This window comes from Streptomyces sp. SCSIO ZS0520 (assembly GCF_025643355.1).
Taxonomy (GTDB): Bacteria; Actinomycetota; Actinomycetes; order Streptomycetales; family Streptomycetaceae; genus Streptomyces; species Streptomyces physcomitrii.
In genome coordinates, this window is record NZ_CP092644.1 from 6,361,615 (window position 1) to 6,387,537 (window position 25,923).

23 protein-coding genes are annotated in these 25,923 nt (G+C 74.1%); 16 read left to right on the forward strand and 7 right to left on the reverse strand.

The window, feature by feature from the left end:
- Positions 1-206: 206 nt before the first annotated feature.
- Entirely contained in the window at positions 207-1,646 is a 1,440-nt protein-coding gene (locus MID12_RS25670) for an aminotransferase class V-fold PLP-dependent enzyme (protein ID WP_263170981.1), read from the forward strand.
- A 54-nt stretch (positions 1,647-1,700) separates the two neighbouring features.
- On the opposite strand, the gene MID12_RS25675 is transcribed toward MID12_RS25670, so the two are convergent.
- Both MID12_RS25675 and MID12_RS25680 read right to left on the reverse strand, forming a co-directional pair.
- A complete protein-coding gene (locus tag MID12_RS25675) occupies positions 1,701-1,982 on the reverse strand; it encodes an Lrp/AsnC family transcriptional regulator (protein ID WP_040254300.1) in 282 nt (93 codons plus the stop codon).
- A 40-nt stretch (positions 1,983-2,022) separates the two neighbouring features.
- Positions 2,023-2,808 (reverse strand): rhomboid family intramembrane serine protease, encoded by a 786-nt coding sequence (locus MID12_RS25680; protein WP_263170983.1) that lies wholly within the window; start codon positions 2,806-2,808, stop codon positions 2,023-2,025.
- A gap of 171 nt (positions 2,809-2,979) precedes the next feature.
- On the opposite strand from MID12_RS25680, the gene MID12_RS25685 reads away from it, so the two are divergent.
- From MID12_RS25685 to MID12_RS25705, 5 genes are all read left to right on the forward strand, one after another.
- Positions 2,980-3,219, forward strand: coding sequence for a hypothetical protein (locus tag MID12_RS25685; protein ID WP_040254303.1), 240 nt, complete (start codon positions 2,980-2,982; stop codon positions 3,217-3,219).
- 33 nt (positions 3,220-3,252) lie between these two features.
- Positions 3,253-4,602, forward strand: coding sequence for an NYN domain-containing protein (locus MID12_RS25690; RefSeq protein WP_040254304.1), 1,350 nt, complete (start codon positions 3,253-3,255; stop codon positions 4,600-4,602).
- Between the two features lie 467 nt (positions 4,603-5,069).
- Positions 5,070-6,101 (forward strand): NlpC/P60 family protein, encoded by a 1,032-nt coding sequence (locus MID12_RS25695; protein WP_040254307.1) that lies wholly within the window; start codon positions 5,070-5,072, stop codon positions 6,099-6,101.
- A 318-nt stretch (positions 6,102-6,419) separates the two neighbouring features.
- Positions 6,420-7,457: an NlpC/P60 family protein gene (locus MID12_RS25700; protein WP_263170987.1), complete on the forward strand. Its 1,038-nt coding sequence runs from the start codon at positions 6,420-6,422 to the stop codon at positions 7,455-7,457.
- 32 nt (positions 7,458-7,489) lie between these two features.
- Positions 7,490-8,686, forward strand: coding sequence for a hypothetical protein (locus MID12_RS25705; protein WP_263170988.1), 1,197 nt, complete (start codon positions 7,490-7,492; stop codon positions 8,684-8,686).
- Here the strand turns inward: MID12_RS25705 and MID12_RS25710 are convergent.
- Positions 8,637-10,304 (reverse strand): alpha-L-fucosidase, encoded by a 1,668-nt coding sequence (locus tag MID12_RS25710; RefSeq protein WP_263170990.1) that lies wholly within the window; start codon positions 10,302-10,304, stop codon positions 8,637-8,639. The genes MID12_RS25705 and MID12_RS25710 overlap by 50 nt on opposite strands.
- 174 nt (positions 10,305-10,478) lie before the next feature.
- The gene (locus MID12_RS25715) at positions 10,479-11,747 is read right to left on the reverse strand and encodes a glycosyltransferase 87 family protein (RefSeq protein WP_411577006.1); all 1,269 of its coding nucleotides are present in this window, start codon (positions 11,745-11,747) and stop codon (positions 10,479-10,481) included.
- 192 nt (positions 11,748-11,939) lie between these two features.
- Between MID12_RS25715 and MID12_RS25720 the strand changes: the two genes are divergently transcribed.
- A complete protein-coding gene (locus tag MID12_RS25720) occupies positions 11,940-13,082 on the forward strand; it encodes a glycosyltransferase family 4 protein (protein ID WP_040254313.1) in 1,143 nt (380 codons plus the stop codon).
- Positions 13,083-13,206: 124 nt separating this feature from the next.
- On the opposite strand, the gene MID12_RS25725 is transcribed toward MID12_RS25720, so the two are convergent.
- The gene (locus MID12_RS25725) at positions 13,207-15,003 is read right to left on the reverse strand and encodes an AMP-dependent synthetase/ligase (protein WP_040254315.1); all 1,797 of its coding nucleotides are present in this window, start codon (positions 15,001-15,003) and stop codon (positions 13,207-13,209) included.
- A 360-nt stretch (positions 15,004-15,363) separates the two neighbouring features.
- Between MID12_RS25725 and MID12_RS25730 the strand changes: the two genes are divergently transcribed.
- The 6 genes from MID12_RS25730 (at position 15,364) to MID12_RS25755 (ending at position 21,075) form a co-directional block, all read left to right on the forward strand.
- Entirely contained in the window at positions 15,364-16,119 is a 756-nt protein-coding gene (locus MID12_RS25730; protein WP_040258335.1) for a metallophosphoesterase, read from the forward strand.
- A gap of 71 nt (positions 16,120-16,190) precedes the next feature.
- Positions 16,191-16,634 carry an SRPBCC family protein gene (locus MID12_RS25735; RefSeq protein WP_040254317.1) on the forward strand — a complete coding sequence of 148 codons (444 nt, stop codon included), beginning with the start codon at positions 16,191-16,193 and terminating at the stop codon, positions 16,632-16,634.
- A 322-nt stretch (positions 16,635-16,956) separates the two neighbouring features.
- Positions 16,957-18,387, forward strand: coding sequence for an ArsA family ATPase (locus MID12_RS25740; protein WP_263170991.1), 1,431 nt, complete (start codon positions 16,957-16,959; stop codon positions 18,385-18,387).
- A 234-nt stretch (positions 18,388-18,621) separates the two neighbouring features.
- The gene (locus MID12_RS25745; RefSeq protein ID WP_263170993.1) at positions 18,622-19,158 is read left to right on the forward strand and encodes a DUF5304 domain-containing protein; all 537 of its coding nucleotides are present in this window, start codon (positions 18,622-18,624) and stop codon (positions 19,156-19,158) included.
- A gap of 166 nt (positions 19,159-19,324) precedes the next feature.
- A complete protein-coding gene (locus tag MID12_RS25750; RefSeq protein ID WP_040254323.1) occupies positions 19,325-20,266 on the forward strand; it encodes an ROK family glucokinase in 942 nt (313 codons plus the stop codon).
- A gap of 26 nt (positions 20,267-20,292) precedes the next feature.
- A complete protein-coding gene (locus tag MID12_RS25755; RefSeq protein ID WP_052482628.1) occupies positions 20,293-21,075 on the forward strand; it encodes an endonuclease/exonuclease/phosphatase family protein in 783 nt (260 codons plus the stop codon).
- 318 nt (positions 21,076-21,393) lie between these two features.
- Here the strand turns inward: MID12_RS25755 and MID12_RS25760 are convergent, their stop codons facing one another.
- Together MID12_RS25760 and MID12_RS25765 are read right to left on the reverse strand one after the other, a co-directional pair.
- The gene (locus MID12_RS25760) at positions 21,394-22,095 is read right to left on the reverse strand and encodes a hypothetical protein (RefSeq protein ID WP_040254325.1); all 702 of its coding nucleotides are present in this window, start codon (positions 22,093-22,095) and stop codon (positions 21,394-21,396) included.
- On the reverse strand, positions 22,088-22,867 hold the full coding sequence (locus tag MID12_RS25765) for an alpha/beta hydrolase (protein ID WP_040254327.1): 780 nt from the start codon (positions 22,865-22,867) through the stop codon (positions 22,088-22,090). Before MID12_RS25765 ends, MID12_RS25760 begins: the two co-directional genes overlap by 8 nt.
- A 319-nt stretch (positions 22,868-23,186) precedes the next feature.
- Here MID12_RS25765 and MID12_RS25770 point away from each other — a divergent pair, with 319 nt between their 5' ends.
- From MID12_RS25770 to MID12_RS25780, 3 genes are read left to right on the forward strand one after another with little or no spacing between them, the layout of a single operon-like run.
- A complete protein-coding gene (locus MID12_RS25770; protein WP_052482629.1) occupies positions 23,187-23,894 on the forward strand; it encodes a lysophospholipid acyltransferase family protein in 708 nt (235 codons plus the stop codon).
- 36 nt (positions 23,895-23,930) lie between these two features.
- Positions 23,931-25,163 (forward strand): MacS family sensor histidine kinase, encoded by a 1,233-nt coding sequence (macS, locus tag MID12_RS25775; RefSeq protein WP_040254329.1) that lies wholly within the window; start codon positions 23,931-23,933, stop codon positions 25,161-25,163.
- Entirely contained in the window at positions 25,160-25,870 is a 711-nt protein-coding gene (locus MID12_RS25780; protein WP_052482631.1) for a response regulator, read from the forward strand. Before macS ends, MID12_RS25780 begins: the two co-directional genes overlap by 4 nt.
- Positions 25,871-25,923 lie beyond the last annotated feature (53 nt).

Consider the following 25,923-nt stretch of genomic DNA (forward strand, 5'->3'; position numbering starts at 1 on the left):
TCGTCGAGGAGAGCTTCTCGTGAGCAAGCGAATGATCTAGGGGTCGTCCGGACTTCCTCCGGGTGCACACCCCCTTTTCCCAGATCCAGGAATCAGGCCCCGTGCCCGCCGCAGCCCGGCCCGCCCCTCCTCCTTCTGCCTTCGCACCGCGCCGCCGCGATCTTCGCCCGCGCGGTGATCTCGCCTGCCTCACAAGGGAGTTCGCCATGTCCGCCGACACCGTCACCGCCGCCTGCCCCGCCTTCGACGCCGCCGACACCACCGCCCCGGTCACCTCCGTCGGCGAGCCCCTGCCCGTCCTCGGCAGCGAGGTCACCGTCCCGCTGGTCACCGGCGGAAACGTCGGCTACGCCGCCCTCGACTACGCCGCCAGCGCCCCCGCCCTCCAGCGCGTCTGGGACGATGTGGCCGCCTACGCCCCGTACTACGGCAGCGTGCACCGGGGCGCCGGATACCTCTCCCAGCTGTCCACCGAGCTCTTCGAGCAGGCGCGGGCCACCGTCACCGAGTTCCTCGGCTGCCGCCCGGACGACCAGCTGGTCTTCACCCGCTCCACCACCGACTCGCTCAACCTGCTCGCCGCCGCCCTGCCCGAGGGCTGCCACGTCTACGTCTTCGAGACCGAGCACCACGCCTCGCTGCTGCCCTGGACCGCGCACACCGTCCACTACCTCGACGCCCCGCGCTCCCCGGAGCAGGCCGTCGCCACCCTGCGCGAGGCCCTCGCCGCCCGGCCCGACCGGACTCCGGCCCTGGTCTGCGTCACCGGCGCCTCCAATGTCACCGGTGAACTGTGGCCGGTACGCGAACTGGCCGCCGTCGCCCACGAGTCCAACGCCCGGATCGTCCTCGACGCCGCCCAGCTCGCCCCGCACCACCCGGTGGACGTGGCCGCCCTGGACGTCGACTGGGTGGCCTTCTCCGGGCACAAGCTGTACGCCCCCTTCGGTTCCGGGGTGCTCGCCGGCCGCGCCGACTGGCTGCGCGCGGCCGAGCCCTACCTCGCGGGCGGCGGCGCCTCCCGCAAGGTCGCCCGCCGCGCCGACGGCGGCGTCGAGGTGGAGTGGCATCTGACCGCGGCCCGGCACGAGGCCGGCTCGCCCAATGTCATCGGCGCCTACGCCATCGCCTCCGCCTGCAAGGCGCTCACCGAGGCGGGCTTCGCGACCCTGGTGGCCCGCGAGAACCACCTGATCGACAAGGTCCGCACCGGGCTCGCGGACGTCCCCGAGGTGCGCGTGCTCTCCCTCTTCGGTGAGGCGGCGCCCCGGGTGGGCGTGCTCTCCTTCGTCGTCGAGGGCTGGAACAGCTCCCACTTCGCCGCCGCCCTCTCCGCCGAGTACGGCATCGGCGTACGCGACGGCCTCTTCTGCGCCCACCCCCTGCTGCGCACCCTGCTCGGCGCCGAGGACGAGGCCCCCGGCGAGTGCGGCGCCCCCGAGGCGGCCCCCGGCGAACGCGCCCTGAACGCGGTCCGGGTGAGCTTCGGCGCGGGCACCCCCGACGAGCACGTGGACCGCTTCGTGGACGCGGTACGGGAACTGGTCCGCGACGGCGCCCGCTGGAACTACCGCACGGAGGACGGCCGTTGCGTGCCGGACCGGGGCGCGGGGGACCGGGGCGCGGCGGCGACGGCGGAGGCCTGAGGGCGCGGCCGGGCCCGTACGGCTGCGGCCGGGCCCGTACGGCTGCGGCCGGGCTCAGGAGTCCAGGCCGATGGCGAAGGCCGCTTCCAGGTCGTGCTGGGAGTAGGTGCGGAAGGCGACGTGGGTGTCGGTGCCCTCGACGCCGGGGATCTTGCTGATCCGGCCGGGGATGACGTCCGCGAGGTCGTTGTGCGAGCGGACGCGGACCATGGCGATCAGGTCATAGGTGCCGGTGACCGAGAAGACCTCGCTGACGCTGTCCAGCGCGGCGATCGACTCGGCGATCTCCGGGATCCGGTCCACGCTGGTCTTGATGAGCACGATCGCGGTGATCACGGTGGCAGTTCTCCCTGGGGTGACCGGGCGGGGGCGGCTCTCACTCTAGAGGAGCGGTACCGGGCAGCCGCCCCTTCGCCCCCGCCTCCGCCTCGGGTGCGGGGCGGCCGTGACAGCGCAGCCAGGCGTAGGCGAAGCCGACCGAGAAGCCGATCAGATGGGCCAGATAGGCGACCCCGGGGCCCTGGCCGCCCCGGCCGAGCGCCAGCCACTGGAGGGTGACCCAGAAGGGCAGCACCACCCAGGCCGGGAAGCGCAGCGGCAGGAAGAGGAGGAAGGGGAAGAGGCTGGTGACCCGGGCCCGGGGGAAGAGGTAGAGGAAGGCGCCGAGTACGGCGGAGATCGCCCCGGAGGCGCCGACCAGGGGCTGCCCGGAACCCGAGTGGGCGAGGGCGTAGCCGAAGAGGGCGAGCGCGCCCGAGCCGAGGTAGAAGCCGAGGAAGTGCAGCCTGCCCAGCCGGGCCTCGGTCATCGCGCCGAAGACGTACAGGAAGAGCATGTTGCCCAGCAGGTGCAGCCAGCTGCCGTGCACGAAGAGGGCGGTCACGGGGGTGGCCAGGGCCCGGGCGGTGGGGGCGAAGAGCTCCGCGGGGACCACGCCCCAGCGGGCGAAGAAGGACTCCTGCGCGGTGGCGAGCCGCTCGCCGGTGCCGTAGCCGGGGTACAGGCCCGCGATCGGGCTGCACAGGAAGGCCAGGCAGCACAGGGCGATGAGCCCGTGGGTCACCGGGGCGCCGCTGTGCGGCACGGCCCGGCCGAGGCGGCTCACCCCCCGGCCCCTGCCCCCGTCATCCGTGTCCCCGCGGCCGCTGCCTCGATCGATCATGGACAGATCATGACGTACCGGGCGGGAAGCGCGCAGAGCGCCTCGCCGCCGTGGACGGCAGGGCGCCGGTCGAGCCGCAGGCCGTAGGCTTGGGGGCCACGCACCACCGGGCAGGGGCACCATGGAGAAGACCGCGCCGTCCGGAAAGACTCGTAGGAAGCGACAGGCACGATGACGGTCCCCCTGGCCACCGCCACCACCCGCTGGCGCTGCACGATGTGCGGCAACCTCACGCGCTTCGATGTCACGCGGTCCTCGAAGGTGGTGGAGTACGTGCACCTCGACCTGGCCGGTGAGCCCACGGTGGAGGAGCGCGAGGTGGTCAGTGAGACCATCGACTCGGTCCGCTGCCGCTGGTGCAACGCGGTGGACCGGATCGAACTCGTGGACAGGCCGGGCGCCGGCTCCTGACGGGGCCGCGCCCCCGCACCTTTGGGGTGACGCATGGTGGAGAGCGCAGGCGGGGAGCCGGCCGACGGCGCCGCTGAGATGCTCGACCGCCCGCTGCCCGAAGGGGTGCGGCGCCGGGTGGTGCAGCTCGTCTCGGACGGCTTCGGCACCCTGACGCCCGCCGAACTGCCCGCGCAGCTGCGGCAGTACGCGCGTTTCACGCCGAACCGGCGGGCCAAGTTCGCGGGCAACGCGATGGCCGCCGCCGTGGAGAGCGACACCGTCTTCCGGCAGCGGATCGCCGAGCGGCTGCGCGCCGCCGAACCGGAGCTGGCCGCCGCCCTGGACTCCGGGACCCCGCCGCCCGCCGCCGATCCGCTCGACGTCGCCGCGGCCGCCTATGTGCTGCGGCCCGCCGACTGGGCCAAGCTGGTCGCCGCCGCGGGCGAGGAGGCCCAGCGCGCGGACGCCGAGCGCGCCGACGAGCAGGCCAGGGCCGAGGTGGAGCGGCTGCGCGCGGAGCTGGCCGCCGCCCGCGGCCAGACCAAGGCCGAGACCGAGCGGCTGCGCGGCGAACTCGACAGCGCCCGGCGGGAGTCGGAGTCGCTGCACCGCAAGCTGCGGGCCGCGCTCAGCGATGTGAAGCGGGGCGAGGCGGCGCTGCGCAAGGCCGAGGCGGAGTTCGAGGCGGAGCGCGCCGAGGGGCAGGCCCAGCTGACGGCCGCGGAGAGCGAGTCCCGGCGGCTCAAGTCCCGGCTCGGCGAGGCGGAGGCCGCCCTGGAGGCCGCACGGCGGGCGGCGCGCGAGGGCCGCAGCATGGAGGACATGCGGATGCGCCTGCTCCTGGACACCGTGCTCGACGCCGCGCAGGGCCTCAGGCGGGAACTCGCCCTGCCCCCGGTCTCGGTGCGGCCCGCGGAGACCGTGGACGCCGTCGAGCCCGGCCGGATGACGCCGAAGGACATCGCCGCCCGTGCCCTGTCCGAGAACGACCCGGCGATCCTGGACCAGTTGCTGGCGCTGCCGCAGGCCCATCTGGTGGTCGACGGCTACAACGTCACCAAGACCGGCTATCCGCAGATGCCCCTCGACAAGCAGCGGCTGCGCCTGCTCGGCACCCTCTCGCAGCTCGCCGCCCAGACCGGCGCCGAGGTCACCTGCGTCTTCGACGGGGCCGAACTGGCCGCCCCGGTCCTGCTCGCACCGCCGCGCGGGGTCCGCGTCCTCTTCTCGAAGCCCGGGGTCACGGCCGACGAGCTGATCCGCCAGCTGGTGCGCGCCGAACCGCCGGGCCGCCCCGTGGTGGTGGTCTCCACCGACCGCGAGGTGGCCGACGGGGTGGCCAAGGCGGGGGCGCGGCCGGTCGCCTCCGCGGTGCTCCTGAAGCGCCTCTCACGGGCCTGAGCGGCGGCCCTGGACCGCCGGCCGCGAAGGCCAGTGGCGAACGCCGTCCGCAACTCCCTGTCGCGCGAGCGGACTTCCCGTCCCTCCGCCGCCCCGGTGGACCGGATTCCGCGCTCGTACGGCCCTGCCTCGCGCCCGGTTCGTACCCCTTCCTCAGGGTCTGCGCCCCGTACCCTCCGACGCCCCTAGGAAACATCTGTCCCAAGCGCAACCTCTGGGCCGGATGCCCCGATTGGCGGCTTCTCGGCGCGACGTAAAGTCAATCGGGCCTCACTGCTGGTGAGTTGTGGGCAAAGAATGCTGTCTGTGACCGATTTTTTTCCCGTGAGGATTTGAACTGATCACAGGAAGGTCACTAGGGTCGGGCCGAACCTTCGCTCGGGTGATCACTCACAAGGGGTGATTTGGCGAGGGGGCACCGCCGACCGTCCCCGGTAGGCGGCTCGAGGAAGAAGGAGCTCGCCTCCGTGGCGTCCCACCGTCGACCGAAGCAGACGAGCCGCACCCGTGTGACCGTGCTCACCGCGACCGCCGCCGCAGCCGTGGCGCTGACCTCCCAGGGCGGCGCGCAGGCCGCGCCGAAGTCTAATAAGGACCAGGTCAAGCAGAAGGTCGACAAGTTGTACGAGGAGGCCGAGCAGGCCACCGAGAAGTACAACGGTGCCAAGGAGAAGCAGCAGAAGCTCAACAAGGAGATCGACAATCTCCAGGACAAGGTCGCGCGCGGCCAGGACGAGCTGAACGACCTGCGGGACGGCCTCGGTTCGATGGCCAGCGCCCAGTACCGCTCGGGCGGCATCGACCCCTCCGTGCAGCTGTTCCTCGCCTCCGACCCGGACAGCTACCTCGACAAGGCCTCCACCCTCGACCAGCTCAGCGGTCAGCAGGTGGACTCCCTGAAGAAGATCCAGGAGAAGCAGCGCTCGCTGGCCCAGCAGCGCAAGGAGGCCTCCGACAAGCTCAAGGATCTCGCCGAGACGCGTGAGCAGCTCGGCAAGAAGAAGAAAGAGGTCCAGAAGAAGCTCGGCGACGCCCAGAAGCTGCTCAACACGCTGACGGCGAAGGAGAAGGCGTCCCTCGCCGCCGAGGAGGCGCGCGCCAACCGCGACAGCGCCCGCGACGTCATCGGCAACCCCGGCAAGCCGCCGTCCGGCTTCGCGGGCCAGGCCTTCTCCGCCGCGCAGAGCAAGATCGGCTCGCCGTACGTCTACGGCGCCACCGGCCCCAGCTCCTTCGACTGCTCGGGCCTCACCTCCTGGGCCTTCAGCCAGGCCGGTGTCTCCATCCCGCGCACCTCGCAGGCGCAGGCCAACGCGGGCACCCGGATCTCCTCGCAGAGCGACCTCCAGGTCGGCGACCTGGTCATCTTCTACAGCGACCTGCACCACGTCGGCTTCTACGCGGGCAACGGCCAGGTGCTGCACGCCCCGCGCACCGGCGCCAATGTGCGCTACGAGTCGATCAACAACATGCCGTACCAGTTCGGCGTGCGCATCTGAATTTCCGCTCCACCGCCCGGCAGGTACCCGCCGGGCGACCGCCCGAGTCCGGCCCCCGCGGCCGGACTTCGTGCTTTCCGGGGCGTGGCCGTGCCCCCGCCCCGGTGCCGCGCTCCGTCGCCGGGCGCCCGAATGAGCGAATCGCGCGGACCGCCCGCCGCGGGCGCCCCTCCCGTGACCTGCGGCGGCGTCGGAATCTCACCCTCCGTACCCGGTAAGGGCGTTGGTCGTCACGCTGTGCCGCGGCTACTGTTCGGCCGCGTTCCTCGCACAGCACCCGGCAGCACCGGGGACCTCACGGAAGGGAGAGCCGGCACCATGGGCTCACATCGCCGTTCCCCCGCCTCCCCCCGCGCCCTCACCGGGCAGGGCGCCCGCGTCACCGTCCTGTCCGCCGCCTTCGCGACGGCCGCCACCACGCTGGCCGCCGCGCCCGCGGGCGCCGCACCGCCGGACAGCCCGGACCGGGCCCGGGCCGAGGTGCGGCGGCTCTACACGGAGGCCGAGCGCGCCACCCAGGCGTACAACGGCGCCGGGGAGAAGGCCAAGGCGCTGCGTACCGCGCTCGCGCGCACCCAGGACCGGATGGCCCGCACCCAGGACCAGGTCAACGCGCTGCGCGAGGCGCTCGCCCCTATCGCCGGGGCCCAGTACCGCTCCGGCGGCCTCGACCCCGCGCTGATGCTGCTGCTCAGCGCCGACCCGGACGGCTATCTCGACCAGGCCACCACGCTCGACCGGATGGGCGTGGTCGGCGAGCAGCGGCTGCGCGGACTGCGCCACGCCCGGCGCACCCTCGACCAGGAGCGGCGCGAGGCGGACGCCCTCCTCGGCGAACTGGAGCGCAGCCGCCGCACCCTGGCCCGGCACAAGGACACCGTGCGGCAGCGGCTGGCCCGCGCCAAGACCCTGCTCGCCGCGCTGCCCGAAGGCGAACGCGCCCTCGACGCCCGGGCCTCCCGCTCCGGCCGCCCGGACCCGGGACTGCCGCTGACCGGCGCCGCCGCCTCCCCGCACGCGGCGGCCGCGCTCGCCACCGCCCGCACCGCGCTCGGCAGCCCCTACGTCTGGGGCGCCAACGGCCCCTCCCGCTTCGACTGTTCGGGCCTGGTCCAGTGGTCCTACGCCCGCGCCGGGGTGGGCCTGCCGCGCACCTCCCAGGCCCAGGCGGGTGCCGGGCGCCGGATCCCGCTGTCCGAGGCCCGCCCCGGCGACCTCGTCGTCTACCGCGCCGACGCCAGCCATATCGGCCTCTACGCGGGCGGCGGCCGGGTCATCCACGCCCCGTACCCGGGCGCCCCGGTCCGCTACGACCCGGTCGGCATGATGCCCATCTCCTCGGTCACACGGGTCTGAGGCGGCCCCCACTGCCCCGTACGATCTGGAGAATGGCTGGTCGACGGTACGGTGCGGGGGCCGCGGCGCTGTGCCTGGCGCTGCTCGCGGGGTGCGGGGCCCCGGCGCGGGGCGGCTCCGAGGAGCGGGCGGTGCAGCAGCTGCTCGACGTACGCGCCCGGGCGCTGCTCGACCGCGACGAGCGGGCCTACCGCGGCACCGAGGAGGGCCCCGCCCGCGAGGACCCCGAGTTCGGCAACCTCGCCGAGGTCCCGCTGACCTCCTGGACGTACCGCCTCACCCGCCTGGAGAGCACCGGCTCGGGACGGGCCCGCGCCCGCGCCGAGCTCGGCTACCGGCTGCGCGGCTACGACCGGGCCCCGCTGACCGCCACCCGCACCCTGGACCTGCGGCGGCACGGGGGACGCTGGTACGTCACCGGGGAGCGCTCCGCCGGTCCGGCCCGGCAGTTCTGGGAGCAGGGCGCGGTGGACGCGGTGCGGGGTACGCGCTCGCTGGTGCTCGGGGTGGGCCAGTCCGGGGCGCGGCTGCGGGAGTTCGCCCGGCTCGCGGACGCGGCGGTGCCCCGGGTGACCCGGGCCTGGGGTTCCGGCTGGCGGCAGCGGGTGGTGGTGCTGGTGCCGCGTTCGCTGGCGGACATGGCCGGGCTGCTCGGGGCGGACCCCTCGGCGTACCGGGGCATCGCGGCGGTGACCACCGGGGAGGTCGGCGGCACCGGGCGGGCGCCCGCGGACCGGGTGATCGTCAATCCGGAGGCCTTCGGGCTGCTCGGCGAGGTGGGCAGGCAGGTGGTGATGACCCACGAGACCACCCATGTGGCGACCCGCACCCGGACCACCGCCTCGACCCCGCTCTGGCTCTCCGAGGGCTTCGCCGACTGGGCGGGCTACCGCGGCACCGGCCGCTCCGCCCCGGAGGCCGCCCCCGAACTCACCCGCGCGGTACGCGAGGGCCGCCTGCCCCGGGCGCTGCCCGCCGACGCGGACTTCGGCTTCGGCCGGGAGGCGGGCGCGCTCGCCGAGGCCTACGAGGGCGGCTGGCTCGCCTGCCGCTTGATCGCCGAACGCTGGGGCCTGGCCGAGCTGCGGGACGTCTACCGGGCGGTGGGCGCCCACGCCGGACGCGAGGGCGCCGTCGCCGCGGCCCTGGACTCCGTACTCGGGGTCCGGGAGGGGGAGTTCACCCGGCAGTGGCAGCGCTATCTGCGCCAGGAGCTGGGCGGGGAGTAGGGCGGGCGCCGCTGTCGTAGAGGGCGAGGGTGGCGATCGCCGCGGGCTTGGCGCGGGAGTCGAGCAGCCGCAGCCGGACCTTCTCGGCGGTGACCGGGGCGTCGAGGCGGAGCAGCCGCTTGTAGCCGATGGTGGTGGCCGTGGCCGCCTGCCGCCACTCCTCGCCGTTCCAGGTGTCCACGGCGAAGGCGGAGACCCGCTGGCCGACCCGGAGGCTCTCCTGGAGCAGCACGGTGTCGAAGCGCCGGGGTCCGCGCAGGTCGAGGGTGAGCGCCCCGTTCTTCGCGGTGGGCTGCCAGGCGGTGGAGTCGTCCGCGTCCAGGACCCGGGCCGGGGTGTTGCCCCGGGTGTGGCCGGTGCCCTCGGCGTCGGCGGCCCGGGCGCCCTCGGCCAGGTTCTCGTCGAAGATCTCCCGGATGCGGTCGCCGAACTCGGTGAGCCGCCGGACCTCGCTCGGCGCGAACCTGCCGTCCTGGCCGGGGCCGACATTGAGCAGCAGCTGGCAGTTGCGGCCGACCGAGCCGAAGTACATGTCCTCCAGGGCGGCAAGGGACTTGGGCCGCTGACCCGGGTGCGCGAACCAGGTCGGCTGGAGCCGGGCGTCGCACTCGGCCGGGAACCAGGCCAGGTGGTCGGAGTCGGTGGTCAGCCGGTCCTCGCCCGCGATGTCGTCCCCGGTGAAGCCGAAGGTGGGCTCGCGCTGACCGTCCGGGTCGGCGCCGCCCTTGCTGGGCACCACGCTCCACTCGGAGGCGCGGGCGTAGCCGTCCTCGTTGCCGACCCAGCGCAGATCGGGGCCGCCGAAGACGCTCGCCCCCGGCTGCAGGGTGCGCACGATCTCGAACCAGTCGGGGAAGTTGTAGTCCTGCTTGCCGCCGGTCGGGTCGAAGCCGTCGAACCAGACCTCGCTGACCTTGCCGTACTCGGTGAGCAGTTCGTAGAGGGTGTTCATGTAGTAGCGGTTGTAGTCGTCCGCCTGGAAGGTGAAGCTCCGGCCGCTCCCGCCCTCGGTGGGGATGCGGCTGGTCTTCTTCGGGCTGCCGTTGCCGAAGCTGCCGCCGGGCTGGTTCTCGTGCAGGTCGGCGGGGGAGAGGTAGAGGCCGACCTTGATGCCGTACTTGCGGGCCGAGTCGGTGAAGGACTTCACGATGTCGCCCTTGCCGGACTGCCAGCTGCTGGCGGCCACGCCGTAGGAGGAGTAGGCGGAGGGGAAGAGGAGCATCCCGTCGTGGTGCTTGGCGGTGAGGATGATCTTCTTGAACCCGGCCTTCTTGAAGGTCGAGACCCACTGGTCGGTGTCGAGCTCCGACGGCTGGAGCAGGTCGGGGTCCTCGGTGCCGAGGCCGGTGTCCCGGCCGGACCAGGTGTTCGGGCCGAAGTGCACGAAGCCCGTCAACTCCTCGCGCTGCCAGGCGAGTTGGCGGGCGCTCGGGGTCAGCTCCGCGGCCTTCTCCAGGAGTTGCCCGCGGGTGTCGGTGGGGGAGACGGGGACGACCTGCTTCGCGGGGGCGGCGGGCTCGGCCCGGTCGGCGGCTCCCGCCGAGGCGGTGGTGGCCGGGGCGAGACCTCCCCAGGCGAGACAGGCCGCGGCGAGCAGGGCCACGGTACGGCGGCGCATGGCTTCTCCAGAGGGCCGAGAGGTCCGATGAATGGGCATCAAGATGCTCGTTCCTGCGTGAGAAGGCAAGGGAGTGCGCAGAAATATAGGCTCGCGGTGCTCAGTTGAGGTCTGACGGCCTGTGAAGCATCCGAGGTATCGGCCGTGGTGTTAGCCCTGGTGTGGACGCCCGGGTCAGGACGGCGCGGTGTGTTCCGTGCCGCGTGCCGTCTGCCGGGGCAGGCCGCGGTGCCCGCCGTCCCGGGGCCCGGTCACCGTCTGCCGCCACAGCACCCGGGCCGCGAGCACCGAGGCGAGCACGAGCAGGCCGTTGCGCAGGAACATCAGGGTGAGCCCGCGGGCGTCGCTGCTCACCACGTGGACGAACCACATCGGGAACTCCAGCATCGTCACCAGGGTCGCCGCGAGCACGAGCAGCGCGGGCACCCCCATCCGGCTCGCCCGGTGCAGCAGGCAGACCGCGGCCAGGCCGACCAGCCAGATCATGTACTGGGGGCTGATCACCCGGCTCGTGGTGGTGAAGAGCAGGACGGCGACGAAGGCCGCGTCCGGGAGGGTCGTCGCCGACCAGTGCCGCGCCCGCAGCCGCCACAGCACCAGCCAGCCGAGGGCGAGCAGCGAGAGCACCTGCGCCAGCGTGCTGACCAGCCCGACGTGCGGGCCGAGGAACTCCATGGACCCGTAGTGCAGTTCGATCCGCCCGGACCAGCCGTAGTGCCGGGCCACATGGAAGACCAGGGCGCCCAGCGACTCCACCTCGGTGCCCCTCTCGCGCTGCGCGCCGAGGAAGTCCAGGGAGCCGGGCATGGCGAGGGCGAAGGCCGGCAGCAGCCCGAGCCCGGTGGCGGCGGCGGTCAGCCAGGAGGTACGGGTCACCCGGCCCCGCTCGGTGCCGAGCAGCGTCAGCGCGGGCCAGACCTTCACCAGGGCGCCCAGCGCGGCGAAGACCCCGAGCGGGGCCGGACGCCGGGCGCCCGCCAGCAGCGCCGCCACCGCGAGCGCGGTCACCATCAGGTCGTAGCGGGCGTACGCGGTCGGGCCGAGCAGCGGTACTCCGGCGACCCAGACCCAGGCACCGCGCGGGCTCCGGCCGGGCCCGCGGCCGGCGCGCACCAGGAGCGCGGTGACCACGGCGTCGGTCAGCAGGGCGAGGACGAAGAAGGCCTCTGCGTAGCCGAGGAAGGGCAGCAGCGCGGGGGAGAGGATGGCGAGCGCGGCGGCCGGGGGGTACTGCCAGGCCACATCGCCCTCGGGGAAGTGCCCGTCGCCCAGCGTCTCGTACCAGCCCTGGTAGATCACCGAGACGTCGCTGGTCACATCGGGGCCCGGCATCACCACGACCTTGAACACCCAGAGCAGGAGCAGGGTCCGGGTCCCCGCCCAGCAGAGGGCCATCGCCGTGTGGGTGCGGATCCCGCTCGGCGGCGCGCCGCGCATGTGCATCCCCGTTCCGTTCCGGCCAACCGGCCGTCGTCCGCCGGGCACCCTCGCCCGGTTCCGTGCTGTGCAGCTGTACGGTCCGTGCCGGGCGGGAGGTCAGCCCTCGCACGGCTCTGAGCAGCCATCATGCAGGGCACCGCGGGACGACGGCCACCGTGTGCCCGCGCGGCGGACTCTTCGGTACTGTCGGCCGCGATGCACAAGACGCTGATCGTGACCAACGACTTCCCTCCCCGCCCTGGCGGGATCCAAGCCTTCCTGCACAACATGGCGCTGCGCCTGGACCCGGAGCGGCTGGTCGTCTACGCCTCCACCTGGAAGCGCGGCCGGGAGGGCGCCGAGGCCACCGCCGCCTTCGACGCCGAGCAGCCCTTCCCGGTGATCCGGGACCGCACCACCATGCTGCTGCCGACCCCCCGGGTGACCCGGCGGGCCGCCGAGCTGCTGCGGGCGCACGGCTGCACCTCGGTCTGGTTCGGCGCGGCGGCACCGCTCGGCCTGATGGCGCCCGCGCTGCGGAGGGCCGGTGCCCGCCGCCTGGTCGCCACCACCCACGGGCACGAGGCCGCCTGGGCCCAACTCCCCGTCTCCCGCGGCCTTCTGCGCCGCGTCGGGGCGGGCACCGACACCCTCACCTACCTCGGCGAGTACACCCGCTCCCGGATCGCCGGGGCGGTCGGCCCCGAGGCGGCGGCGCGGATGGCGCATCTGCCGCCGGGCGTCGACGAGAAGACCTTCCACCCGGGCTCCGGCGGCGCGGAGGTACGGGCCCGGCTCGGGCTCAGCGAGCGTCCCGTGGTGGTCTGCGTCTCCCGCCTGGTCCCCCGCAAGGGGCAGGACACCCTGATCCGCGCGATGCCCCGGGTCTTGGCCGGACACCCCGAGGCCGTGCTGCTCGTGGTCGGCGGCGGCCCCTACGAGAAGGAGCTGCGGCGGCTCGCCGAGCGGACGGGGGTGGCCGCCTCGGTGCACTTCACCGGCGCGGTGCCCTGGGCCGAACTGCCCGCCCACTACGGCGCGGGCGATGTCTTCGCGATGCCCTGCCGCACCCGCCGCGGCGGACTCGACGTCGAGGGGCTCGGCATCGTCTACCTGGAGGCCTCCGCGACCGGACTGCCCGTCGTCGCGGGCGACTCGGGCGGCGCCCCCGACGCCGTACGCGACGGGGAGACCGGCTGGGTGGTCCGCGGCGGCAGCGTCGAGGAGACCGCCGAGCGGGTGGGCATGCTGCTCGCCGATCCCGAGCTGCGGGAGCGGATGGGCCGCCGCGGCCGGGAGTGGGTCGAGGAGAAGTGGCGCTGGGACCTGCTCGCGGACCGGCTCCGGCAGCTGCTCTGAGACCGGTTTCCCCTACGGGGGCGGGCGCTGCTCCTCCCGTACGGAGGCGGGCGCCGCCCCTCGGGCCTGGAACTCGGAGTCGTCGTCGGACTCGGGCCCGTTCCGGCGCTCCCTCCGCTTCGGCTCAGCGCTCGTACAGCGCGTCGATCTCGCCCGCGAAGTCCTTGGCCACCACATTGCGCTTGAGCTTCAGCGAGGGCGTCAGATGGCCGCTCTCCTCGGTGAACTGCACGCCGAGGACCCGGAATTTGCGTACCGACTCGGCCTTGGAGACCGCGGCGTTGCCGTCGTCGATCGCGCTCTGCACGGCGAGCAGCAGCTCCGGGTCCTCGCGCAGCGACTCGGGGCTCGCGTCCGCGGGCCTGCCGTGGTCGGCGGCCCAGCGGGCGAGGAACTCCTCGTCGAGGGTGACCAGGGCGCCCACGAAGGGGCGGCCGTCGCCGACCACCATGCACTCGGCGACCAGGGCGTGGGCGCGGATGCGGTCCTCGATCACGGCGGGGGCGACGTTCTTGCCGCCCGCGGTGACGATGATCTCCTTCTTGCGGCCGGTGATCCGCAGATAGCCGTCCTCGTCGAGGGTGCCCACGTCCCCGGTGTGGAACCAGCCGTCGGCCAGCGCCTCGGCGCTCGCGGACTCGTTGTTCCAGTACTCCCGGAAGAGGTGCTCGCCGTGCAGCAGCACCTCGCCGTCGTCCGCGATCCGCACCACCGAGCCCGGCAGCGGCTGCCCGACCGTGCCGATCTTCTGCCGGTCCCAGGGGTTGAAGGCGGTCGCCGCGCAGGACTCGGTCAGGCCGTAGCCCTCCAGGACGGTGAAGCCGATGCCGCGGAAGAAGTGCCCGAGCCGCTCGCCCAGCGGGGCGCCGCCGGAGATCGCGTACTCGCCGCGGCCGCCGAGCACCGCCCGCAGCTTGCTGTAGACGAGCCGGTCGAAGAGCCGGTGCTTCAGGCGCAGCCCTAGGGCGGGCCCCGAGGGGGTGTCGAGCGCCCTGGAGTAGGCGATCGCGGTGTCCGCGGCCCGGTCGAAGATCCTGCCCTTGCCCTCGGCCTGCGCCTTGGCCCGGGCCGAGTTGTAGACCTTCTCGAAGACCCGCGGCACCCCGAGGATCAACGTCGGCCGGAAGGAGGCCAGTTCCTCGGTGAGGTTCTTGATGTCCGGTACGCAGCCCAGCTTGATCGGCGCCATCATCGGGGCCATCTGCACCATCCGGCCGAAGACATGGGCCAGCGGCAGGAAGAGCAGCACCGAGCAGTCGCCGGTACGGAAGAGGGGCCGCAGCCGCTCCACGATGTTGCCGCACTCCGCGAAGAAGTTGCGGTGGGTGAGCACACAGCCCTTGGGGCGCCCGGTGGTGCCCGAGGTGTAGACGAGGGTGGCCGGGTCGTCGGCCTTGGCGAGCGAACCGCGCTCCTCGACCACGGAGTCGTCCACGTCCGCGCCGAGCCGGGCCAGCTCCTCCAGGGCGCCGTTCTCGATCCCCCAGACGTGCTTGAGCTCCGGCAGCCGCTCGCGCACCGACTCCACGGCCGCCGCGTGCACGTCCAGCTCGACCAGGCAGGCCACCACTCCGGAGTCGCCGAGCACCCACTGCACCTGCTCCGGCGAACTGGTCTCGTACACCGGCACGGTGACCGCGCCCGCGCTCCAGATCGCGAAGTCCAGGAGGGTCCACTCGTAGCGGGTGCGGGACATCAGGCCCACCCGGTCGCCGGGCTGCACGCCCGCCGCGATCAGGCCCTTGGCCGCGGTGTTGACCTCGCGCAGGAAGTCGGCGGCCGTGACGTCCTGCCAGTTCCCCGCGGTCTTGCGCGCGATCACGGCGACATCCGGGTGCCGCGTCGCATTGCGGCGGACGATGTCGGTCAGATTGCCGTCCGAGGGGACCTCGTACAGGGCCGGAAGGCTGAACTCGCGCAAGACTGCTGCTCCTCACAAGCGCCGGCGCCACGACGTTGTGTGATGCGACGGTGCCGTCCATGGGCTCGGGCGCACCCGGAATCCTCGGTGGAAACCGGGCACTGCTGGACTGCCCGGACGTTACCCACCGGTATGGACCCGCGGGTAGAGCCCCAGGCCAGATGTTCGGTGCATCACACGGCATGACGGTGCCATCGGAAGGGTAGTCCACGGCGTGGTGAGGCAGGAAGGAACCGCAGGTCGGGCGCCCCTACCCAGTCGGCGGGCGGGCGGCTTAGGCTGACCGGCATGGCAGGCACCACGGCGGATCCCCAGGGCGCACCGGCCGAGCGCGCGCGCCCCGCACGCACGCGCGTCCATGTGGTCAGCGACGTGCACGGCAACGCGCGCGACCTCGCCCGCGCCGGAGAAGGCGCCGACGCGCTGGTCTGCCTCGGCGACCTCGTGCTCTTCCTCGACTACGCCGACCACTCGCGCGGCATCTTCCCCGACCTCTTCGGCGAGGAGAACGCCGACCGCATCGTCGAACTGCGCACCGCCCGCCGCTTCGCGGAGGCCCGCGAATTCGGCGCCGGGCTCTGGGGCCGCCTCGGCGCCGACCGGGCCGCCGCCATCGAGGAGGCCGTCCGCAAGCAGTACACCGAACTCTTCGCCGCCTTCCCCGATCCGACGTACGCCACCTACGGCAATGTCGACATCCCCGGCCTCTGGCCCGAGTACGCGGGCGAGGGCACCCGGGTCCTGGACGGCGAGCGGGTCGAGATCGGCGGCCGGGTCTTCGGCTTCGTCGGCGGCGGACTGCGCAGCCCGATGCGTACGCCCTACGAGATCAGCGACGAGGAGTACGCCGCCAAGATCGAGGCGGTCGGCGAGGTCGACGTGCTCTGCACCCACATCCCGCCGGACGTCCCCGAACTCCTCTACGACACGGTCGCCCGCCGCTTCGAGCGGGGCAGCGGCGCCCTGCTCGACGCCATCCACCGCACCCGCCCGCGGTACGCGCTTTTCGGCCATGTCCACCAGCCGCTCGCCCAGCGGATGCGCATCGGCGCCACCGAGTGCGTGAACGTCGGGCACTTCGCGCGTTCCGGCAGGCCCTGGGCCCTGGAATGGTGAGCTCCTCGCGGGGGGTAGCCTTCGGCTGCATGCAATGACCCCGCAGCGGAGCACCCCAAGGAGCCACGGAGATGGCGGAACACACCAGCTCGAGCATCACGATCGAGGCGGCACCTGCCGACGTGATGGGAGTGATCGCCGACTTCGCCCGCTATCCGGACTGGACCGGCGAGGTCAAGGAGGCCGAGGTCCTCGCCACCGACGACGCGGGCCGCGCGGAGCAGGTCCGCCTCGTCATGGACGCCGGCGCCATCAAGGACGACCAGACCCTCGCCTACACCTGGACCGGTGAGCACCAGGTCAGCTGGACCCTGGTCAAGTCGCAGATGCTGCGCTCGCTGGACGGCTCCTACCTGCTGGAACCCGCGGGATCCGGCACCGAGGTCACCTACCAGCTGACCGTGGACGTCAAGATCCCCATGCTCGGCATGATCAAGCGCAAGGCCGAGAAGGTCATCACCGACCGCGCGCTCGCCGGGCTGAAGAAGCGCGTGGAGTCCGGCGCGGGCAAGTAGCCGCAGGTCTGCGCGGGGCGGCAGCCGCGGTCCGCGGCCGACCGGCGGCGGACGGCTGCCCGGCGGCGGCACCCGCGGCGGGCGGTGACGGTCCACGCCGAGGCGGTGACGGTCCGCGGGGGAACGGCAGCGATCACTTCACGCCACTCCCGGGCCGGGGCACCCGGGCCCCGGAAACATGGTCGGCCCGCCCCCGGCTTGGCTCCACGGCCCCGCCGGTGGCTCATCCGCCGCGTACGGCAAGGGAGTTGAGCCATCCCGCGACCGGGGCGAGCCGCTCCCGGCATCGGGGCCCCACGCCCCTGACGTACCGTTTGGTCCCATGCGCACCCTCTTCGTCACCGGACCCGGCGGCAGCGGGCGGACCACCCTCGCCGCGGCCACCGCCCTCGCCGCGGCCCGGCGGGGGAGCCGCACCCTGGTGCTCTCCGCAGACCCGGTGGACAGCCTCGGCACCGCGCTCGGCATCCGCACCGGCGCCGCGGCGGCCGAGGTCGAGGCGAACCTCAGCGCGCTGCGGGCCGACCCCGCCGAGGACTTCCGCCGCGAACTGCTCACCCTCCAGGACCGGTTCACCGGCGCCCTCGACCTGCTCGGCGCGGGCCGACTGGAGGCCGAGGAACTCCTCCCGCTCCCCGGCTCCCGCGAACTCTCCCTGCTCAGGGCCCTGCACACGGCGGCGGTCGGCCCCCGGCCGCGGGGCGCGGCTCCGGTCGGCACCGCTTCCACCGGCACCGCTTCCGCAGGCGCCGCTCCCGCCGAGGCGGGGACTCCCGGTGAGGGGGCCGCTCCCGTACCCGAATCCGCGACGGGTTCCGCCTTCCCGTACGAGCTGCTGGTCGTCGACCTCCCCCCGGTGGCCGAGGCGATCGGGCTGCTCGCGCTCCCGGGGCAGCTGCGCCGGTACCTGGCCAGGCTGCTGCCGCCCGAGCGGCAGGCGGCGCGGGCGCTGCGGCCGGTGCTCGGCAGGCTCGCGGGGGTGCCCGTCCCGACCGAGGCGCTGTACGAGGCCGCCGCCCGCTGGGACGCCGAACTCGCCGCCGTCCAGGGCCTGGTGGAGAGCGCCGACAGCCGGGTCCTGCTGGTCGCGGAGCCCGGCCCGGCCGGGGCCGAGGCGGTACGCACCGCCCTGACCGGGCTCGCCCTGCACCGACTCGACCTCGCGGGCCTCGCCGCCAACCGCGTACTGCCCGAGAACGCCGAGGGGCACTGGGCGCAGGAACTGGCGGCACAGCAGCGCAAGACCCTCGCCGAGTGGCGGGGCGGGGGGCTGCGCGCGGCCCGTGCCGGGGAGGGGTCCGCGGGGGCCGGGGCGGGCTCCGCCGACGCCGGGCTCGGGGCGGGTTCGGCCGTCCCCGGGGCCGGGACGCCTTCCGCCGGGGCCGGGGCGGCGCAGGTGCCGCTGAGCGAGGTGCCGCACCTGGGCCGCGATCCGCACGGCACCGACGACCTCGCGGCGCTCCGGCAGGTACCGCCCGCCGGGGGCGCCCCCGTACCGCAGTGGCCGGTGGTGGACCGCCTCGCCGCGGACGGGCTGCTGCTCTGGCGCATCCCGCTGCCCGGCGCCTCCCGCGAGGAGCTGGACCTGGTGCGCCGGGGCGCCGAACTCGTGCTCACCGCGGGCCCGTTCCGGCGGATCGTGCCGCTGCCCTCGGCCCTGCGGCGCTGCCGGGTGGCGGGCGCCGCCCTGCGGGACGCGGTCCTCGAACTGCGCTTCGCGCCCGACCCGTCGCTGTGGCCGCAGGAGCAGTGAGGCAGCCGGGGTATGCGGCGGGGGCCGGGCGGTGGGCCGCGCCGCCGGAGACGCACCCCGGAGTCGCGCCCCGGTCGCTGAGACCGGTGGCGCCCCTGGTGCCGAGGGCGGTGCGCGCCCGGTGCGCGGCCCGTTCCGGCCGGTGATCCGGGCCCCGCGGTCAGGTACCGTCGAAGGTACGAACCCGGGGCCCGCCATGAGGGTCCGGGTGGACGAGGGAAGAGCCTGCCCGTCATGAGTGATCCCACCGAACGCCCCGCATCCGAGCCCACGGAGGAACCGGCGAAGGCGACCGACACCGACGCCTGGGCCACCGCCTGCGCCGAGGACCTCGCCGCCGAGAAGGCCCGTCGGCGTACCCGCGCGGGGCAGGCCCCCGGCTCGGCCTCCGAGGAACTCTTCAAACTGGTCGACGCGGTGGGCGAGAAGCTGTCCGAACTGCGCGGGCCGCTGCTCGGCGCGGTCGGCCAGAGCGCGGCCGAGCAGGCCGCGGGACAGGCCCTGCGGCAGATGGTGGAGCAGGCCAAGGCGGCCGCCCGGCCGGTGGTCGAGCGCAATCCGCAGGTCTTCGACCATCTCGCCGCCGCCGGTTCCGAACTGCTCGCCGCCTACCGCTCCGCCGTCGTCGGGCAGGAGGGCCGCTGGACCCGGGAGAAGAGCACCGGCCTCGGCGAGGAGGGCGAAGCACCCCCGGATGCGGGCGAAGCGCCCCGGGAGAAGGGCACCGGGCCCGAGGGTGCCGGACCGGGCGAGCACATCGATCTGGACTGAGCCGGGTGTGGGGTAGCGTTTGCCCCGACGACACCGGTCCGACGCCGTACCGGGCTCAGGGCGCGCGCGGGCGAGCGGACTCTCCCCGTGCCTGCCGCCTCCCCCCGAAGCGCCGGACGGCCATCGGGAGCGCGCGGTTACGCGGCTCAATCTGACTGAGGGACACATGGGACTCACCATCGGCGTAGACATCGGCGGCACGAAGATCGCGGCCGGTGTGGTCGACGAGTCGGGGAAGATCCTCGAGACGCACACGGTTCCCACCCCGCCCACCGCCGAGGGCATCGTCGAGGCGATCAGCGCCGCGGTGACCGGCGCGGGCAAGGGCCACCAGATCGAGGCCGTGGGCATCGGGGCCGCGGGATACGTGGACGACAAGCGGGCCACCGTCCTCTTCGCGCCGAACATCCACTGGCGGCACGAGCCGCTCAAGGACAAGATCGAGCAGCGGGTGGGCCTGCCGGTGGTCGTGGAGAACGACGCCAACGCCGCCGCCTGGGGCGAGTACCGCTTCGGCGCCGGCCAGGGCCACGAGGACGTCATCTGCATCACCCTCGGCACCGGCCTCGGCGGCGGCATCATCATCGGCAACAAGCTCCGCCGCGGGCGCTTCGGGGTCGCCGCCGAGTTCGGCCACATCCGGGTCGTCCCCGACGGACTCCTGTGCGGCTGCGGCAGCCAGGGCTGCTGGGAGCAGTACGCCTCCGGGCGCGCCCTGGTCCGCTACGCCCGCCAGCGCGCCCTGGCCACCCCCGAGAACGCCGAGGTCCTGCTCGCGCTCGGCGACGGCACCGCCGAGGGCATCGAGGGCAAGCACGTCAGCGCCGCCGCCCGGGAGGGCGATCCGGTCGCCGTCGACTCCTTCCGCGAGCTGGCCCGCTGGGCCGGGGCCGGGCTCGCCGACCTCGCCTCGCTCTTCGACCCCTCGGCCTTCATCATCGGCGGCGGCGTCTCCGACGAGGGCGACCTGGTGCTCGACCCGATCCGCAAGTCCTTCCGGCGCTGGCTGATCGGCGCCCAGTGGCGTCCGCACGCCAAGGTCGTCGCCGCCCAACTCGGCGGCAAGGCGGGCCTGGTGGGCGCGGCGGACCTCGCGCGCCAGGGCTGAGCACCGGCGGCGTTATCTTGATCGGCATGCCGACCAGTACGCTGCCCGACTCCCGTACCGAGAAGGACGGTTCGGCCGTCGTCCGGGTGCTCAGCTACAACGTCCGTTCGCTCTACGACGACTTCGAGGCGCTCACCCGGGTCATCCGGGCCTGCGCCCCGGACCTGGTCCTGCTCCAGGAGTCGCCGCGCTTCTTCCGCTGGCGCAAGAAGCTGGCCCGGCTCGCCGCCGCCACCGATCTGGTGATCCTCGGCGGCGGCGGTCCCGCGGCCGGGCCCGCGCTGCTCTGCTCGCTGCGCGCGACCGTCGAACGCACCGAGGACGTCCTCCTCGAACTCACCCCGGGGCTGCACCGGCGCGGCTTCGCCACCGCGGTGGTGCGCTTCGGCGGCGCCCGCCTCGGCGTACTGAGCTGCCATCTCTCCCTGGACGAGGAGGAGCGGTACCGCCAGGGCGGCAGGCTGCTCGCCCAGCTGGACCGCCTCGGCGCCCCGCACCTGCTCGCGGGCGGTGACCTCAACGACCGCCCCGACGGCCGGACTTTCGCTCTGCTCGCCTCCGCGCTGCGCGACTGCCGGGCGGAGCGGCCCTGGGGCGGGGAGCACACCTTCTCCGCCGAGGCGCCCCGGCGCCGTATCGACGCGCTCTTCGTCAACGAGGGCGTCGAGGTGCTCGGCTGCGGGGTACCGCTCGGGCACCCCGGCGTGAGCGAGGCGGATCTGCGCGCCGCGACGGACCACCTGCCGGTGCTCGCGGCGCTCCGCATCCCGGCGGAGCGGCCGGGCGGCGGGCGCTGGACGCGCATCTGAGGCCCGCGACCGGCCGGGGCGGAGGACCGCGCTCGGTTCACACGCCGCCCGGATCGCGGAGGGACCGCTCGGTTCGCGCGCCGCACGGATCGGACGACCACCCGGATCACGCGCCGCCCGGATCGGCCGCCCGGTTCACGCGGCCGCCCGGATGACGCGACTGTCCGGATGACGCGACTGTCCGGCTCAGACGACCGCCCGGTTCACGCGACCGTCCGGTCCATGCGACCGCCCGGATCGACCGCCCGGTTCACGGGACCGCCCGGATGACGCGACCGTCCGGCTCAGATGACCGCCGAGCTCAGACGACCGCCCGGCTCAGACGACCGCCCCGCGCCCCGGGTCCTCGTCGTCCTCGTCGCCGTCCTTCATGCGGACGACCAGGGTGGCGATGCCGCCGAGGAAGCCGCCGACGGACAGGGCCGTGAGCCACCAGGTCATCTCCCAGCCGAGCAGCACCGCGAGCAGGAGCAGCAGCGGTCCGCCGAGCGCGCCCAGCCAGGCGAACTTGGCGGTGGGGTCGGCGTCCGGCAGCGGCGGCGGCTCCGGCGGGACGAAGTGGCCCTCGTCGTCGTCGAGTTCCTTCCCGCCGGGCTCCGGGGGGCTGTGGTCGCGCGGGCCCGCGGCCGGGGGGAAGACGACCGAGCTGCCGAGCGGGCGGTCCGCCGCGCCCTGGCCGCCCGGCGGCTTGCTGAACTTGTCCGGCTTCTCCGGGGCGTCGGCCGCGCCGGTGCCCTCCGCGGCGCCGCCCGGCTCGCCGCCCTCGGCGGTCCGGGGCGCGGTCCGGGTGCCGCCGTCCTCGTCCTCGCCGCCCGGGGGTTCGAGCAGGGCCAGGTCCTCCACCGAACGGAAGGGCTTGGCGCCCGGCGGGTCCGGCGGCTCCTCCCCGTAGCCCGCGACGATCTGCGCCCAGACGGCGTCCTCGTCGAAGGCGGGCACCGCGTCCGGGGCGGGCGCCGCCTGCTCCGCGCCGTCCTCGGGCTCGCGTCCCTCGCCGCGGTCCGCCTCGTGCTCAGCCACCGGTGGCCGTCCCTTCCTTGCCGAGACTGGGAGCGAGCCGGGCGAAGAAGGCGTAGCTCTCCTCGAAGATCCGGTCCGCGTCATGGTCCAACGTCGCCACGTGGTAGCTGTGTTCCAGCAGGATCTCGGTGACATCGGTGGAGGAGACCCGGCTGAGGATGCGCGCCGAGTCGGCGGGTGACACCACGTGGTCGACGGTGCTGTGCATCAGCAGCAACGGCTGGGTCACCTGCGGGAGTTCCCCGTCCAGGCGCTGGGTGAAACGGCGCAGGGAGTACGCGGCGTGCAGCGGGACCCGGTCGTAGCCGACCTCGGTGGCGCCCGGCTTGACGATGTCGCCGACCAGGCCCTTGGTGGTGGGCACCAGATGCCGCAGCACCGGCAGCCCGTGCGCGGCGAGCCCGTGGATGCGGTTCAGCGGGTTGACCACCGCGACGCCGCTGACCGCCTCGCCGTGCAGCGCGGCGAGCCGCAGCGCCAGCGCGCCGCCCATGGAGAGCCCGCAGACGAAGACCCGCGCACAGCGCTCGGTGAGGGCCGTCAGCTCCCGGTCCACCTCGGCGTACCAGTCCTGCCAGCCGGTGACCGCCATGTCCTCCCAGCGGGTGCCGTGCCCGGGCAGCAGCGGCAGCGAGACGGTCAGTCCCTGGGCCGCGAGATACTCGGCCCAGGGGCGCATCGACTGCGGGGTCCCGGTGAATCCGTGGCAGACCAGCACTCCGGTCTCGCCGCCGTCGTGGCGGTAGGGCTCGGCTCCAGGAAGCACCGGCACGGCGGCTCTCCACTTCGTGTAGGTGATCGTCGACTGCGGGATCAGGGCGTACGGGAGTGTCGGGAGCGGGCGGTCGGGGCGTACGGCTGTCGGAAGGCACTTGCTGAGGCACGGCTTTCGCGCCCGGCGGCGGGTCCCGTGGACACGGCGTACTTCACCGTACGCGAGCGGACCGACACCCGACCAGATCCGCAGAGCCCCCGGCGGCCGCGGGCGGCCCGGAGCCGCTGCGGGGCGGGCCGGGAGGACCCCGCGCGACACGGTGGAGCGAATGTCAGTAATGTCGGTGCGACCACACACCAGGAGGCAGCGGACGTTGATGTACGGCGCGATGAAGTTCACCGTCGGAGGTCCGCTGAAGCTTGCCTTCCGCCCCTGGGCCGAGGGCCTGGAGCACATCCCCGAGACGGGCCCGGCGATCCTCGCCAGCAACCACCTCTCCTTCTCCGACTCCTTCTTCCTGCCCGCGGTGCTCGACCGCAAGGTCACCTTCATCGCGAAGGCCGAGTACTTCACCACCCCCGGGCTCAAGGGCCGGATGACGGCCGCCTTCTTCAAGGGCGCGGGCCAGCTGCCGGTGGACCGCTCCGGGGCGCGCGGCGCGGGCCAGGCGGCGATCCAGAGCGGACTCGACGTACTGGAGCGCGGGGAGCTGTTCGGGATCTACCCGGAGGGCACCCGCTCGCCCGACGGCCGCCTCTACCGCGGCAAGACCGGCGGCCTCGCCCGCCTCGCGCTGGCCGCCGGGGTGCCGGTGATCCCGGTCGCGATGATCGACACGGAGAAGATCCAGCCCCCGGGCAAGGTCGTCCCCAAGCTGATGCGTCCGGGCATCCGGATCGGCAGGCCCCTCGACTTCAGCCGCTACCAGGGCATGGAGCAGGACCGCTTCGTCCTGCGCGCGGTGACCGACGAGGTGATGTACGAGATCATGAAGCTCTCCGGCCAGGAGTACGTGGACATGTACGCGACCGCCGCGAAGCGCCGCCTCGCCGAGGAGGCCAAGGCGCGCAAGGGCGGTTCCTGAGCCCGGCGGGCCACGGGGGAGAAGCGGGGAGAGCGGATGGCGCGGCGCGAGAGGGTCATGCGGATGTCGGTCGAGCTGCCGCTGTGGCGTGCCCTGACCTTCTACCGGCCGCTCACCATGGCGTACGCCGTCGGCCTCTTCGTCGCCGACTACGACCGGTACATCCGGCCCGGCGTCGCCGTCGCCTACTACGCGGTGCTCGCCCTGTGGACCTTCGCCACCCTGCGCAAGGTCTCCGGCGCGGCCGCCTGCACCGGCCGCTTCCTCCTCTGCGACCTCGCCGTCGCGCTCACCGGCATCCTGCTGACCCCGCTCGCCGTCGCCCACGACCGCATCGTCGAGGGCGGGCCCACCCTGCCCTCGATCTGGACCGCGGGCGCCGTCCTCGCCTTCGCGCTCAAGGGCGGCTGGCGCTGGGCCGCGGGCGCCGCGGCCCTGGTCGGCGTCGCCAACGTGATCCAGCGCGGCGCCCTCAAACAGGACACCCTGCACAACGTCCTGCTCGTCTTCGTGGCGGCGATCGCCATCGGCTACGTGGTCGAGGTGGCCCGCGCCTCCGAGCGCACCCTCGCCAGGGCGCTGGAGATCGAGGCCGCCACCCGGGAGCGGGAGCGCCTCGCCCGGGACATCCACGACGGCGTGCTCCAGGTCCTCGCGATGGTGCAGCGGCGCGGCAACGCGCTCGGCGGCGAGGCCGCGGAGCTCGGCCGGCTGGCCGGTGAGCAGGAGGTGGCGCTGCGCTCCCTGGTCGCGGGCGGCCTGGTGCCCGCCTCCCGGGTCAGCGAGGACGCGGCCGAGGGCGCCCTGGTCCGCCTGGTCGAGGAGCCGGACGAGCCCGGCCGGGACGCGGACCCCGGGCAGCCGTGCGACCTGCGCCCGCTGCTCGCCCCGCACGCGGGCGCCCGGGTGACCCTCTCGGAGCCCGGCGCCCCGGTGCCGCTGCCCCCGGCCGCCGCCCGGGAACTCGCCGCCGCCGTCGGCGCCGCCCTGGACAACGTGCGGCGGCACGCGGGCGAGGAGGCCCGCGCCTGGATCCTGGTCGAGGACGAGGACGAGGCGGTGCTCGTCACCGTCCGCGACGACGGACCCGGCATCCCGGAGGGCCGCCTCGCCCAGGCGGAGGGCGAGGGGCGCCTCGGTGTGGCGCAGTCGATCAAGGGGCGGCTGCGGGACCTCGGCGGCACCGCCGAACTGGTCTCCGTACCCGGCCAGGGCACGGAAGTGGAACTACGGGTCCCGCGCGCGGACCGGGGGAAGGGACGCAGATGAGCGAGCAGGAGGCGGCCGGGGCCGCCGAGGGGCAGGCGGGCGGCCGGGGGCCGGTGCGGGTGATGGTGGTGGACGACCACCCGATGTGGCGGGACGCCGTCGCCCGGGACCTCGGGGAGGCCGGTTTCGAGGTGGTCGCCACCGCGGGCGACGGGGAGCAGGCGGTCCGCCGGGCCCGTGCCGCGCGGCCCGAGGTGCTCGTCCTCGACCTCAACCTGCCCGCCAAGCCCGGGGCCCAGGTCTGCCGCGAGGTGGTCGGCGCGGACCCCCGGCTGCGGGTCCTGGTGCTGTCCGCCAGCGGGGAGCACGCGGACGTACTGGAGGCGGTGAAGTCCGGCGCCACCGGCTATCTGCTGAAGTCGGCCTCCACCGAGGAACTGGTGGACGCGGTGCGCAGGACGGCGGTGGGCGATCCCGTCTTCACCCCCGGGCTCGCCGGTCTCGTCCTCGGCGAGTACCGCAGGCTGGCCGCCGAGCCCGCGCCCGCCGCCCCGGACGAGCCCGCCGCGCCCCGGCTGACCGAGCGCGAGACGGAGGTGCTGCGCCTGGTCGCCAAGGGCCTCGGCTACAAGCAGATCGCCGAACGCCTGGTGATCTCGCACCGCACCGTGCAGAACCACGTCCAGAACACCCTCGGCAAGCTCCAGCTGCACAACCGGGTGGAACTCGTGCGGTACGCGATCGAGCAGGGTCTCGACACGGATTGAGCAGGGCTCGGACGCGGGCTGAGTCTGGCCGGGACGCGGACTGAGTAGGGCTT

Excerpts from the sequence above, each read along its gene's own strand:
- MID12_RS25780 (WP_052482631.1), top strand. The coding sequence starts at position 25,160 with ATGAGCGAGCAGGAGGCGGCCGGGGCCGCCGAGGGGCAGGCGGGCGGC.
- MID12_RS25745 (WP_263170993.1), top strand. The coding sequence starts at position 18,622 with ATGAGTGATCCCACCGAACGCCCCGCATCCGAGCCCACGGAGGAACCG.
- MID12_RS25685 (WP_040254303.1), top strand. The coding sequence starts at position 2,980 with ATGACGGTCCCCCTGGCCACCGCCACCACCCGCTGGCGCTGCACGATG.
- MID12_RS25670 (WP_263170981.1), top strand. The coding sequence starts at position 207 with ATGTCCGCCGACACCGTCACCGCCGCCTGCCCCGCCTTCGACGCCGCC.
- MID12_RS25690 (WP_040254304.1), top strand. The coding sequence starts at position 3,253 with ATGGTGGAGAGCGCAGGCGGGGAGCCGGCCGACGGCGCCGCTGAGATG.
- MID12_RS25700 (WP_263170987.1), top strand. The coding sequence starts at position 6,420 with ATGGGCTCACATCGCCGTTCCCCCGCCTCCCCCCGCGCCCTCACCGGG.
- macS (WP_040254329.1), top strand. The coding sequence starts at position 23,931 with ATGGCGCGGCGCGAGAGGGTCATGCGGATGTCGGTCGAGCTGCCGCTG.
- MID12_RS25680 (WP_263170983.1), bottom strand. The coding sequence starts at position 2,808 with ATGATCGATCGAGGCAGCGGCCGCGGGGACACGGATGACGGGGGCAGG.
- MID12_RS25715 (WP_411577006.1), bottom strand. The coding sequence starts at position 11,747 with ATGCACATGCGCGGCGCGCCGCCGAGCGGGATCCGCACCCACACGGCG.
- MID12_RS25770 (WP_052482629.1), top strand. The coding sequence starts at position 23,187 with ATGTACGGCGCGATGAAGTTCACCGTCGGAGGTCCGCTGAAGCTTGCC.
- MID12_RS25720 (WP_040254313.1), top strand. The coding sequence starts at position 11,940 with ATGCACAAGACGCTGATCGTGACCAACGACTTCCCTCCCCGCCCTGGC.
- MID12_RS25705 (WP_263170988.1), top strand. The coding sequence starts at position 7,490 with ATGGCTGGTCGACGGTACGGTGCGGGGGCCGCGGCGCTGTGCCTGGCG.
- MID12_RS25740 (WP_263170991.1), top strand. The coding sequence starts at position 16,957 with ATGCGCACCCTCTTCGTCACCGGACCCGGCGGCAGCGGGCGGACCACC.
- MID12_RS25735 (WP_040254317.1), top strand. The coding sequence starts at position 16,191 with ATGGCGGAACACACCAGCTCGAGCATCACGATCGAGGCGGCACCTGCC.
- MID12_RS25710 (WP_263170990.1), bottom strand. The coding sequence starts at position 10,304 with ATGCGCCGCCGTACCGTGGCCCTGCTCGCCGCGGCCTGTCTCGCCTGG.
- MID12_RS25755 (WP_052482628.1), top strand. The coding sequence starts at position 20,293 with ATGCCGACCAGTACGCTGCCCGACTCCCGTACCGAGAAGGACGGTTCG.
- MID12_RS25750 (WP_040254323.1), top strand. The coding sequence starts at position 19,325 with ATGGGACTCACCATCGGCGTAGACATCGGCGGCACGAAGATCGCGGCC.